Source organism: Flavivirga eckloniae, from assembly GCF_002886045.1.
GTDB lineage: Bacteria > Bacteroidota > Bacteroidia > Flavobacteriales > Flavobacteriaceae > Flavivirga > Flavivirga eckloniae.
Genome location: NZ_CP025791.1, coordinates 483,573 through 496,646, shown reverse-complemented (window position 1 = coordinate 496,646; position 13,074 = coordinate 483,573). Strand labels below are relative to the sequence as shown.

10 protein-coding genes and 1 tRNA gene are annotated in these 13,074 nt (G+C 32.8%); 3 read left to right on the top strand and 8 right to left on the bottom strand.

Annotated elements, in window-relative coordinates:
• The first annotated feature begins 6 nt into the window (after positions 1-6).
• Positions 7-1,278, top strand: coding sequence for a serine hydroxymethyltransferase (gene glyA / locus C1H87_RS02050; RefSeq protein WP_102754225.1), 1,272 nt, complete (start codon positions 7-9; stop codon positions 1,276-1,278).
• A gap of 167 nt (positions 1,279-1,445) precedes the next feature.
• Here glyA and C1H87_RS02045 read toward each other — a convergent pair whose 3' ends face one another.
• The 7 genes from C1H87_RS02045 to C1H87_RS02015 all read right to left on the bottom strand — a co-directional run bounded on the left by C1H87_RS02045 (position 1,446) and on the right by C1H87_RS02015 (position 9,203).
• Complete coding sequence (locus tag C1H87_RS02045; RefSeq protein ID WP_102754224.1) at positions 1,446-2,321, bottom strand: hypothetical protein; 876 nt, start codon at positions 2,319-2,321, stop codon at positions 1,446-1,448.
• Positions 2,322-2,462: 141 nt separating this feature from the next.
• On the bottom strand, positions 2,463-4,031 hold the full coding sequence (locus tag C1H87_RS02040) for a right-handed parallel beta-helix repeat-containing protein (protein WP_102754223.1): 1,569 nt from the start codon (positions 4,029-4,031) through the stop codon (positions 2,463-2,465).
• Between the two features lie 157 nt (positions 4,032-4,188).
• Positions 4,189-4,923 carry a carboxypeptidase-like regulatory domain-containing protein gene (locus C1H87_RS02035; protein ID WP_158655099.1) on the bottom strand — a complete coding sequence of 245 codons (735 nt, stop codon included), beginning with the start codon at positions 4,921-4,923 and terminating at the stop codon, positions 4,189-4,191.
• 169 nt (positions 4,924-5,092) lie between these two features.
• Positions 5,093-6,115 (bottom strand): UDP-glucose--hexose-1-phosphate uridylyltransferase, encoded by a 1,023-nt coding sequence (locus C1H87_RS02030; protein ID WP_102754221.1) that lies wholly within the window; start codon positions 6,113-6,115, stop codon positions 5,093-5,095.
• 20 nt (positions 6,116-6,135) lie between these two features.
• A complete protein-coding gene (gene galK, locus C1H87_RS02025) occupies positions 6,136-7,284 on the bottom strand; it encodes a galactokinase (protein WP_102754220.1) in 1,149 nt (382 codons plus the stop codon).
• Between the two features lie 19 nt (positions 7,285-7,303).
• On the bottom strand, positions 7,304-8,191 hold the full coding sequence (locus C1H87_RS02020) for an aldose 1-epimerase (RefSeq protein ID WP_102754219.1): 888 nt from the start codon (positions 8,189-8,191) through the stop codon (positions 7,304-7,306).
• Positions 8,192-8,210: 19 nt separating this feature from the next.
• Entirely contained in the window at positions 8,211-9,203 is a 993-nt protein-coding gene (locus tag C1H87_RS02015; protein WP_102754218.1) for a GntR family transcriptional regulator, read from the bottom strand.
• Positions 9,204-9,351: 148 nt separating this feature from the next.
• Here C1H87_RS02015 and C1H87_RS02010 point away from each other — a divergent pair, with 148 nt between their 5' ends.
• Positions 9,352-10,980, top strand: a complete 1,629-nt coding sequence (locus tag C1H87_RS02010; RefSeq protein WP_102754217.1) for a sodium/sugar symporter — start codon at positions 9,352-9,354, stop codon at positions 10,978-10,980.
• Between the two features lie 217 nt (positions 10,981-11,197).
• A tRNA-Arg gene (locus C1H87_RS02005) sits at positions 11,198-11,271 on the top strand.
• Between the two features lie 615 nt (positions 11,272-11,886).
• On the opposite strand, the gene C1H87_RS02000 is transcribed toward C1H87_RS02005, so the two are convergent.
• Positions 11,887-12,852: a hypothetical protein gene (locus tag C1H87_RS02000; protein ID WP_102754216.1), complete on the bottom strand. Its 966-nt coding sequence runs from the start codon at positions 12,850-12,852 to the stop codon at positions 11,887-11,889.
• Positions 12,853-13,074 lie beyond the last annotated feature (222 nt).

Here is a 13,074-nt window from a genome sequence, read left to right as displayed (position 1 = left end):
AATTTTATGCAACGCGACGAACAAATTTTTGAACTTATTCAAGCTGAAAAAGAACGCCAACTACATGGTATTGAACTTATTGCATCAGAGAATTTTGTAAGCGACCAGGTTATGGAGGCTGCTGGCTCTGTGTTAACAAACAAATATGCTGAAGGTTACCCAGGAAAACGATATTACGGTGGCTGTGAGGTTGTTGATGAAGTTGAGCAGATTGCTATCGATAGGGCAAAAGCATTGTTTGGTGCGGCATACGTAAATGTACAACCACATTCTGGAAGTCAGGCAAATACAGCGGTTTTTGCAGCTTGTTTAAAACCTGGTGATAAAATTTTAGGTTTCGATTTGTCTCATGGTGGGCATTTAACGCATGGTTCTCCAGTAAATTTTTCGGGTAAATTGTATAATCCTGTATTTTATGGGGTAGAGCAGGAGACAGGTGTTTTAAATTATGATAAAATACAAGAGATCGCTACTAAGGAGCAGCCAAAATTAATTATTGCTGGTGCTTCTGCATATTCTCGCGATATTGATTTTAAACGTTTTAGAGCTATAGCTGATAGTGTTGGAGCTATTTTAATGGCAGATATATCGCACCCTGCTGGATTAATTGCTAAGGGTATTTTAAACGACCCAATACCACATTGCCATATCGTAACTACTACAACCCATAAAACGTTAAGAGGTCCAAGAGGAGGAATTATCATGATGGGAGAAGATTTTGAAAATCCGTTTGGAATTACTTTAAAGAATGGAAACCTTCGAAAAATGTCTTCGTTGTTGGATTCTGCTGTTTTCCCAGGAAATCAAGGAGGGCCATTAGAGCACATTATTGCTGCTAAAGCGATTGCCTTTGGAGAAGCATTAACAGACGATTTTTTAAATTACCAATTACAGGTTAAGCAAAATGCAGCAACTATGGCTGAAGCTTTAGTTTCTAAAGGATATAATATTATTTCTGGAGGAACGGATAACCATTGTATGTTAATTGATTTACGTAATAAGAATCTTTCTGGTAAGGATGCGGAACAGGCTTTGGTTAAGTCAGATATTACAGTAAACAAAAACATGGTGCCTTTTGATGATAAATCGCCATTTGTAACGTCTGGAATTCGTTTAGGCGTTGCTGCCGTTACTACGCGTGGTTTAAAAGAGGACGATATGTTGGCTATTGCTGAATTGGTTGATGACGTTATTGTTAATTATGAAAACGAATCGGCTCTAGAAGCTGTTAAAGATAAAGTAAATGCAATGATGAAGGATAAACCTTTATTTGTATAAGTTAATAATTAAGTGTTATTGAAAAATCCTGCGTAAAGCAGGATTTTTTATTTATAATTAGTAATCGAATATTTTTAGATTTGTTCGTTTAACATTTAGTATTAAGGATAGTTGCTGCCCTATAGACGAGAATTTTCCGTAGGAGAACAGACGCAATAAAATAGTAACTACCTTGACTTTTCCAATTTTTCTAATCTTTTTTGCAATTCTAAGAATTCAACAGCCAAAAGTTTTAAAGATTCGTTCTCTTTTTCAAGTCTTTCAATTTTCAAGTCTTGAGATTTTAATTTTTTTTCTTGGGAGATTGTATAAAGAGTCAATTCCTCAATTTTTTGAAGTAATTTAGAATCCATTTCTCCAAGAAAAATTCCATTTTCTTGAACTTCTTTAGCACTAGGAATGTCTCTAAGATGTCCCTTTTCTTTTATGTGATTTTCCACGTCTTGTAGGGTTGGCAATTTGTAATCATCATAAAAAACAAAATCAGACCAACCAGTTTCTACTTTGATTTCCTTTGCTCTTATTTGACCATTCACAGCAAGTTTCCAACCACTAGGGTTTGATGTCCCAATTCCTACTTTTCCATTAAGTATGATTTTATGATTCCCATCGTCTCTTCCTAATTGCAATCCCCGATCATAATTATAACCTGACAAATAAAACTTTACAGGTTCAGTTGCACTATTGCTGTTTTCTATTGAGAAATGTCTATCTTCTGGGTTTGTGAACATCATATTTTTAAAAGCTCTTATATCATTATATGCTTTTATTTCCTTATAAGCTTTTAGTTCGCCTTTAATAAATATACTATGATTTTCATCATCTCTTCCTAATTGTAATCCTCTTGTATAATTATTACCTGATAAATAAAATTTTACAGGCTCGATAGAGCTACTATTATTATCTATTGAAAAAAATCTACCTTCTGGATTAGTAATCTTCAAGTTTTTTTGTGTTTCTATTGATGTCCCATTTTCAGTCCATTGTGCTTGTATACCGTTTGCAGCAAAAAGTGTTAACGATAAAAAAAATAATGCTTTCATTTATATAGTTTGTTTAATTGATTATAATGCAAAAATAAAGTTCCGTTTCAATGAACTTTTATCGATTGTTAAACTAAGTTAGTTTAGTTTTTTTACAAAATCAAGATTAAAAACAGTGGTACTAGTAAGAATATTTTAGTATTAGTTGTCTTCCTCAGGGAAAACAATATGCTGATAAGCTCCTAAATCGGGAGATGCTGTTCTGTTAACATTCAAGATGTCTGAAGGAACTTGAGTAGCAAATCCGGGGAGTCCTTTATTAATGGCAGCAGATTCTGCACCAATAATAAATTGATTTAAAGACGGATCTTTAAAATCGGGATTCTCGTTAAAAATATTTCCTTCATAATGATTGGTATCATCAAAGTCGTAGTTTGGACCGGTAAATTCATTACTACGGTCGTCAAAACGAATTAAGCAGTTGGTAAATTTAAAATTAAATACAACGGATTCATTTTCAAACTCCTCAAACCTAATTTCGGCATTATCATTTCCATAAATAATGCAATTATTAAAATTAGCTTCAGCTAAATCTGCCACTGTAACATTTTCATTGTCACCTATATTACGATTGTCTATCCAGATAGTCGGAAATTGTCTAAAACCATTATTCCAATAATTAGCAACAGTGCAATGGGTAAAGTTGTATTTACCGCCTAAAGTCCCTGCAAAAGATACGCCTCCAGAGTTATTAATAACCGTGTTTTCGGCTGCTATAGATGTATTTAATCCAACTATACCATGGTTACTGGAATTATAGATTTGAGAATTGGTTATAGTAAGTTTATCTGAAATCCCATTTGGGTTGCCTTCGCAATAAATACTTGTTGTTGCATTTTTAATAGTGGCGTAGTTTATGGAGCTACTAAGACTACCGTCTAACAGCAAAATACTTCCCCATTGTCCAGGTTTATCTGAAAAATTGGGCTCTAAACGATCCCCTTCAAAAATAACTTCATTCTCTAATACATCCCGATCGTTACTATACATACCATTTACTTGTAATGAAGCGCCACTGGTAACCATAAGTCCGGAATCGTTATGAAAATGTATTCTGGCTCCAGCATCAATGGTTAAGGTTTCACCATTTGGTACGGCTGCAAAACCATAAATGACATAGGGTTTTTCGTTGGTAAAAGTAAGTTCAGACGGTAATAGTACTCGTCCTTGTATTTTGCTTTTAAATAGTTTCCCGTCAACATTGAAGACTAGGGTTTCTATAACTTTTGTGGTGTTATCCCGATTGGGGTAAATAAACACAGCGTCTTGTACTAAGGTAACGAGTTCTACTTTTTGAAGGTTAGAACCGGCGTCGAATTCAATTTGATCGGTATATAAATAATTACCATCTGGATTTGGGAAATTATTAATGTCTATAGTCGATTCTACAAAAATAAAGATACTATCCTTGGCCAAAATAGGGATATCTTCGAAAACTTTGCCAGAAACCCCATCCACATTTAATCTGTAATTAGAAGCTTCCCCTAAGGCTAATCTTAATGATGGTATAGAAATATCGTCACTACTTCTGTTATAGACTTTTAAGTTGTATGTACTGGAACCTATATTGGTAAAAACCGTGTCTAAATAAACCGTGTCTTTCGAAAATTCGAGGTTGCCTGTACTTGGTGAAAATTCAAAATCTTTTCTGCAAGAACTCCAAAGTGTAATAAAAACTATGGTAAGTGCGAAATATAGATAGCGCTTCATGTAAATCAAAATTATTTGGATAAAAATATAACTTTTGAAGCTAGGTTTTAGTATAATGGTCTTTATTTTAATTAAAAATAATTCCTCAATACCCTGTTGTACGGTTTCTATTGAAATAGCTATTTCCTTTAAAATGGGGATTTAAAGTGTGTGAGTTCTACTTTTTTTTCGATGCTTCAATTATTTCTAGAAACGATCGGCTGTAAGTAATCAAGCTATCTAGAAGTATCATTTCATTTTTATTTTTGAGTAATTCTTCATTTAGATTTTTTGTTTCACAATAATCAAAAAAGAGATTTTTATAGTTCTTGGGTATATCTAAATTTTCAGAAAGTAGTTCATTATTAAAAAAGGAACTATTGGAAAACAAAGAATCTAATGATTTATGAGATATAGGGATTACATTACTATTCTTTTTGTTTTTCTTTTTGAGAAGCTTACCTATTAAACCAATGACTCTAACAATGTCAAGTCCATATTTAGAAGAAGAACCATATAGGTGAGGATTTGATTTTATATCGTTAGAGATTTGTTCGTTTATAGTGGCTTCTGTTTTAGCTTGATTAAAAGCCTTTTGTTTTGTATCACTTTGTATTAGTACTTCATTAAGTTTATTTACGGTTTTACTTAGTTCTATAACTATTATATCATTAAAATGAAACTTAGTAAGTTTTATAATTTTTTTATCGTGGAATATAGAATGAAATGAAAGTGTATCTCCTATGGTTGCTTTTATTGTAAAGTTTCCTTCGTTATCTGTATATGTTCCATTTTGGTTGCTAAGGTTGAAAACTTTCATCCCTTTAACTGTTGTTTCACTATCGTATACTTTTCCTGTGATGTTTTGAGAAAGCATTGAAAAAGGTAAAAGAATAAAAATAACGTACTTCAACTTTTTGTTTATAATGATTGATATTCAAATTAAAGCTTTATTGTTTATCTGAGGTAAGAAATTAATACACTTTAACACCCATTTTATCTATTATTAACAGTTTAAACTAAAAAACCTGATGTGTTTTGAAAACACATCAGGTTTATATAAAAATATGGTTTGTAAAACGTTAAATCAGTTCCCGAATCATCTTTGCAGCAATTTCTGCAGTAATGTCGCGTTGTGGAGATCCGAACATTTCGTAACCTACCATAAATTTCTTTACTGTAGCGCTTCGCAATAATGGTGGATAAAAACTCATATGCCAGTGCCAGTGTTTGTTTTCGTTACCATCAGTTGGTGCTTGGTGGATACCACTGGAATAAGGAAATGAGGTGTTAAATAATTTATCGTAAGCTTTAGTAAGCACCGAAATAGCTTCGGCATATTCTAAAGCTTCGGTATCGTTTAACTCTAAAATATTCGATTGTTGTTTTTTAGGTACAATCATAGCCTCAAAAGGCCAAACTGCCCAAAAAGGGATTAAAACAACAAACGAATCGTTTTCAAAAATAATACGTTCTTGTTTTCCCAGTTCCTGAGCTAAGTAATCTCCTAAGATGCTGCTATTATTTTCATTATAATAGGCTAATTGTTGCGTATTTTTCTTATCGACTTCGTTTGGAAGTGTAGATTGGCTCCAGATTTGTCCATGTGGATGTGGGTTGCTACATCCCATTACAGCTCCTTTGTTTTCGAATATTTGAACGTAATTTATATCTGGGTTTTCAGAAAGTTCTTTGAATTCTTTTTGCCATGTAAAAACTACTTTTTGAATGTCTTTGGCTTCCATATCGGCCAAACTTTTTGAGTGGTCTGGGCTAAAGCAAACTACTTTGCAGATTCCGGTCTCGCTTTCGGCTACGAGTAAGCCATCTTCGAGAGAAAAAGATTTGGAATCTTTTTGCAAGGCAGCAAAATCGTTAGTAAAAACAAATACGTCTTGGTATTTTGGGTTTACCTCGCCATTAATTCTGGTATTTCCTGCACATAAATAGCAGCTTTCGTCGTAAGCAGGTCTAGCGTCGTTAGAGACTGCTTCGTTTTGCCCTTGCCACGGACGTTTTGCACGATGTGGTGATACCAAAACCCACTCGCCGGTTAATATATTTAAACGTTTATGTGAATAATCCTGTAAATCTGTATTGTCCATCTTCAATTAATTGTAATTGATTATTTTACTAAATGCGTGCCTTCAGATAATTTTATAAAGTAAACTGAGCATGCTTTGTTAAATTTATTTTCATAAGCCACAGATGCCGCTTCTCCAAATGCTTTAGCTTCATCTTTAGCAACTAAGTTAATGGTGCAGCCACCAAATCCGCCTCCCATCATTCTAGCACCTAAAACATGATCGTTTGCTTTTGCCTGATCTACTAAAAAATCTAGCTCATCACAGCTTACTTTGTATTGGTGTTGCAAACCATTATGTGATTGAAAAATTAAATTACCCAAAGTGTTTAGATCGTTATCTTCAATGGCTTTTGATGCTTTTATGGCCCTGTTGTTTTCCTGGATAACGTAAAGTGCTTTTTGGTAATTTTCTGGAGTTACTTTGTCTTTTATAGCTTCAAGATCTGCTTCAGTAGCATCTCTTAGGGCTTTAATACCTAGTAAATCTGCTATGCTTTCGCAGGCAGAACGTCTGTCGTTGTATGCACTATCCGACAAACTATGCTTTACGTTTGTGTTAATAAGCATAAGTTGATGATCCTTAAAGTCGATCTCGTAAGGCTTGGATTCTACGGTTCTGCAATCCAGTAATAAAGCATTGTCCTTAATGCCGAACATACTTGAATATTGATCCATAATACCACATTTTACGCCAACATAATTGTGTTCTGCTTTTTGGGATATTAATATCATTTCGTGTTTGGTCAATCCTAAATTGAACAGTTCGTTTAAACCAAATACCACACTGTTCTCTAAAGCAGCAGACGAAGACATACCAGCACCACCAGGAATATCGCCTTTAAAAACAATATTAAAATTACCTAGAACCTTGTTTCTATTCTGAATTTCTGCAACAACGCCAAGAACATAGTTTTCCCAACTACCTTCGACAGATGGTTTTAATTTGTCTAGTTCGAACTCTATACGGCTATCTTTATCCAGCGCATAAGCAGTCGATACATTGGTGTCGCTTTTTTGTATAGCTGCAGCTATACCTTTATCTACTGCTGCGGGAAAAACAAAGCCATCATTATAATCGGTATGTTCTCCAATAATATTAATTCGCCCCGGAGAGAAAACAAGTAAGGGTTCGGTTTTAAATGTATTTATAAACGTTGTTTTTACGTCATTAATTAGTGTTGCGCTCATTTATTATGCGGTTAAGTAGTTATTTTATTTTTATGTTCCAGTTAATACTGTAGCTGTCGTTTGCATTTAAAGTTTTCAGACCTATATTGTTATTAAAACTATCTGAAACTCCTGTTGTAGGTTCAATGGCAATGGTATTCGGTTTTGGCGGGGTATATACCTGAAGGAAGTTATTCTCATCTGCCGAAGATTCAATTATTAGCTCATATTTAGGCGTTTTGAATGTTACATCGTTAGAATTTAAAATCCAGCAGTCGTCCAGTTGTTGGTTTTCAACCTTAAAATGGTCTCCAAAATTAATGTATTCAACACCAACCGTTATATTTCTGTCGCCTAAGACTAATTTTTTATCACTATTAAAATGTAATGAACTGTTATACAGGTCATCACTTAAAAAGTAAGGGTGCCACCCTAAAGTAAAAGGAAAAGCTTTAGAATCTGTGTTTTTTACAGCGACTTGTAAGCTTAAATTACTGGCTGTGAAAACATATTTTAATTGAATTATATAGGTGTAAGGAAAACCAGTAGATAACTCTTTTTCCTCGTATTCCAGTAAAATAGATGCCGAATCATTACTGTTTTCCTGCTCTATTATTTGAAACGTTTTATTGTAAACGAGTCCGTGCAAGGCATTGTTTTCGTCCTTGTGGTTTATTTCAAATTGAAAATCTGTATCATTAAAGGTATAGGCACCATCCTTAATTCTGTTAGCAAAAGGAAACAGGATTGAAGATGCGTAAGTGTTAGCATATGTTAAAGGTGCTAAATCTTTTATAATGGTATGCCCTTTTAATGTCAGTTCTTGTAGACTGGCGCCAGCATCAAGATGAATTTTTCCGTACACCTCGTCTTTAGAGTTTTCTATCTCTAAAGTATTTAATGCTTTATTGTGATATATTTTATACACTGTGTTGCTTTTTTAGGCTTTATAATGAGTTTCTGATAATCAATTTGTTAGGGTTTTCTACTTTAACCTGTTCTTTATTTAGTATCATTTCTGCTAAACGTTGCCCCATCATATTAAAATCTGTAGAAATGGTAGTAATACCACCTTCTACAATTTCCTTAAGTAAGGTATCGTTGTATGAAATAATACCAATATCTTTTGCCAGTTTGAGGTTCTTACTTTTCATTTTTTTTATAATTTGAAGTAAACTGTTGTCATCTGGCATGATGTATAATTCTCCTTTTTCTAAAACTCTACCAGCTAAAGAATTTATGACCTCATAAGGCATTTTGTTTTTTTTACAAAACATACTAAATCCTTTAAGCATACCTTGAGGTTGTTTGTCTTCAGAGAATATTAAAATTGTTTTTTTGTATTTCTTAACCAGGTACCAGGCTTTAGTAAGATTGTTGAAAATCACTTTCTCAAAATCCTGATAAATGGCGGCATATTCATGTAGGTCTTCATAATTACGATCTAAAATATAAACCTTGTCTTTAGGCAGTTTTTTTACATCCTTGCTTGTATTGGTAAAGTTTGCTGGCATGATAACATAATAGTTGTAGTCGCCAGCATTATCGTTAATAAGTTTACTGAAAACGTTTTCGTTAAAATGATGGAAAAAAATATCAACTTGAATGTTGTCTCCTAAATGCTCTAAAAACGAATTGTATAAATCTTCTTTAAAGGAATTTAACTCATCGAAAAGCAAAAATATTTTTTGAGTAACATTTACATCTTCACTGGCAACATAATACCCTTTACCAACGATAGATTGAATAATACCTCTATTTTTTAACTCGTTAAAAGCCATTAAAACAGTATCTCTAGAGAGCTTATGGTTATCTTTAATACTATTAATAGAAGGGATTTGATCTCCTTTTTTCAAGGTACCGGAAAGTATGGCATGCTCAATCGAATTGATGATCTGCTTGTATTTGGGAATTCCTATTTTTGCTTTAATTGTTATCATAAATCACTACAAATGTATAATTTATTTTTTAAAAAAACCTACTAGACCCTACTAGTTGTTTTTTTGCAATAAAGTTATACAGAATTTTAAATTAAATTTCTATATTTGATATCTTAACTTAATTAATCAATTAAATCACTTATTTATTATGACAGCAGGATTCGATATGTGGGACTATGTAGTCTTCGTAGCTTACGCTATTTTAATTTTAGGCGTTGGACTGTGGGTTTCTCGCGATAAAGAGGGCCATCAAAAAAATGCTGAAGATTATTTCTTAGCAAGTAAATCTTTACCATGGTGGGCCATAGGTACATCATTAATTGCAGCAAACATTTCGGCAGAACAATTTATTGGTATGTCTGGATCTGGATTTGCTTTAGGACTTGCAATCGCATCTTATGAGTGGATGGCTGCTTTAACCTTAATTATTGTTGGTAAATATTTCTTACCAATTTTTATAGAAAAAGGACTTTATACGATTCCTGAATTTGTTGAAAAGCGATTTTCAACGAACTTAAAAACCATTCTAGCTGTATTTTGGTTGGCTCTTTACATTTTTGTAAATCTGGCTTCCGTGTTATATTTAGGTGGTCTTGCCATTGAAACCATTATGGGGGTTGACATGATGTATGCTATTATTGGTCTGGCGTTATTTGCCGCTGCTTATTCTTTATACGGTGGTTTATCTGCTGTTGCCTGGACCGATGTTATACAAGTCGTGTTTTTAGTATTAGGTGGTTTAATTACTACGTATTTGGCCTTGAACACAGTGTCTGGAGGCGAAGGTGTTCTTGCTGGTTTCGCTAAAGTTGTTGAGGCTGCACCAGAGAAATTCCATATGATTCTTGAAGAAACTAACGATAACTATGTAAACCTTCCAGGTATTTGGGTATTAATTGGTGGTTTATGGGTCGCTAATTTATACTACTGGGGTTTCAATCAATATATTATACAAAGAACTTTAGCGGCAAAATCTTTAAAAGAATCTCAAAAAGGTATTTTATTAGCTGCATTTTTAAAACTTATCATTCCATTAGTTGTTGTTGTGCCAGGTATTGCAGCTTACGTTATGGTAAACGATCCTTCAATTATGGCCAATTTAGGTGAAGCGGGGATGTTAAACGTACCTACAACAGAACAAGCTGATAAGGCATATCCGTGGTTATTACAGTTTTTACCAACTGGACTTAAAGGTATTGCTTTTGCTGCTTTAGCGGCTGCTATAGTATCTTCCTTAGCGTCTATGTTAAATTCAACATCTACCATATTTACTATGGATATATACAAGCAATACATTAACAAAGAGGCAGATGATAAAACAACCGTTAATGTAGGGCGTATTTCTGCTGCTGTGGCTTTAGTTATAGCCGTGATAGTTGCACCACTTTTAGGAGGTATCGATCAAGCATTCCAGTTTATCCAGGAATATACAGGTATAGTGAGTCCAGGTATATTAGCCGTATTCATTTTAGGTTTATTCTGGAAAAAAACGACAAACAATGCAGCTATTTGGGGAGCTATTTTATCAATTCCAATTGCATTAGCTCTTAAGTTCTTACCTATTCCAGCATTTGAGCCTTGGATGCATCAAATGGGAATAGCAACCTTATTATCTATGCTAATTGTTGTTATATTAAGTAATATGCAAAATAAAGGAGCGGATGATCCTAAGGGAATCCCTCTTACTAAAGAACTATTTAAAACAACGCCATTATTTAATATTGGTTCGTTTGTAATCATGATTGTTTTAGCTGTATTATATGGCTTGTTTTGGTAGTCTGAATTAAATAAATATTTAAAAACACCATTTAAAATTTTAAATGGTGTTTTTTATTATACGTTAGTTTTTAATTAGTTATAAAAGCCTTTAATCTTAATAAGTACAAGGTTTTCAAATATTAAAGATTATTGATAAAATTTATGAAGATTTCCTTTGGATAGATTTATAGTTAATTTTATATTTGCACACCAGAAATCAAAAATGATTTCTTTTAGGGCTCTTAGCTCAGCTGGATAGAGCACCTCCCTTCTAAGGAGGCGGTCGAAGGTTCGAATCCTTCAGGGCTCACAAAAAGCTTCACTATTTTTAGTGAGGCTTTTTTGTTTTAAGAAATTATTTTTCCTTTTCTAGTATATTAAAGCATAGGTGTAAGATGATGTCTGCTAAATAGTTTTGTTATAAACAAACACTTTAAAAGATGTTTTTTATTAGAAGTTTTAGAATCACTTTTTTTTGATTTAGTATTTATTTCACTAATAAAAGTATTGATTCTTGTTTTTTTTAAATAAACCATAATCTGCTATATTTAAGTTCATGGTGTTTAGTCGAAAATAGAGTCAACTTTTTTAGCCAAATAGATTTGGTACTGGCTAAAAAATTAAGAAGGGGAGGGGAAATCTTATATAAAAACCTTCTGCTTTCAACTATAATGTACTTTAAAAGAGTTAATTATAAGACATGCAAAATGTAAATAGATAACTAAGGAGAAGAATTTGGTTTATTTGTACACCTCATAGGGGTTAAACAGTAAAAGCATAAAGTTAATTCTTACGTCTTTTAGGTTTAAAAACGTTTAAAGAGCCTTGTTTATAAGCAAATAAAGAAATGCTGTAGAAGTAAAAAACGGTATATGTATAAGCTCAAACCGCTTTGCGTAATATTATAAATTCTTCTGAACTTATATTAATTACAAGTAACTTGAAACAACGGTTTCTCATTTATTTTATAGCTAACATTCTTTTTGTTGTGTATCTTTAAAGCAGAATAGGCATAGATTATAGACATGTCATGAAACGATTCATCAGATTTGGTGTATTCTGAGCCTTCAACATAATATTCCTCATCTATAAAGGCATTTTTTTGTTCATTAAATACGTGATGTTCGTGTATATCCTGTTGTTCTTCAAAATCAAGATCACCAAAAAAGTTATATGCTGGATTTATGTAAATAGTATCCTTGTTCGATTTCATGTCTATATACTTTCTAATAAATTCGAGCCCTTCATCAGTTTCGTTTAAAGGCATGCGCTTCACAATACTATCATTAATAAGTTTAAGTTCACCATTATTAAATGTCGCAAAAAATGGTTGGACTTCATGACTATCTACTTCAGTGAAATTTGCAACAAAATCGTTATACTTATCTGGGTTTTCAAATGTAATATTATAAGTGTTTTTATCATCATATTGAATGGACATGAATGAAATACGATCTCCAATTAATTCAAATGTGTGTACATAAGGAAACGAAAAACAGTTTGCATTTTTATTAAAGACCCGTTGGAAGATGTTTTCTTTTTCCTGAGTTGTTTTTAATTGGACAAATGTCTCACCCTTTTCAAAATCATTAAAAAAGATTTTTGTAGAGTTTTTAAGATCTTTATTATGTCTCCCGAATAATTCGAATTTATTTTCTTTAATATCTGGACTGAACTTAAAAGTCTGATCACTGGTAAACTCCCATTGTCCTGTTTGGATACCTCCAAAATATAAGATGGCGTAATGGTTGTTTTCCAGCACGAATAAATGACTTCCTCCTTCTGGCGATGATGATCCTAAATTGTATTGACCTATTATATCTGGTGTGTTTTGGGCATTTGCTAAATTAAACATAACAATAGTAATTAGTAGTAATCTGTATTTTTTCATTCGTAAATTCAATATCGTTGATTAGGGGGACTCTTTTATCTTTAATAACTCGTAAGTATGTTATTCTGTATAAATTGGTTGGTAAGTTTACTCAAAGCTTGGTTATATGGGGTTTTTAAAATCTATAATATGCTACTTGAATTTAGCTACAGGCGACTCCCTGATTTTATAGAACTAAGATATGCTTTCTTGTAGGTTTAAAAAAAGGATTTTGTATTATTT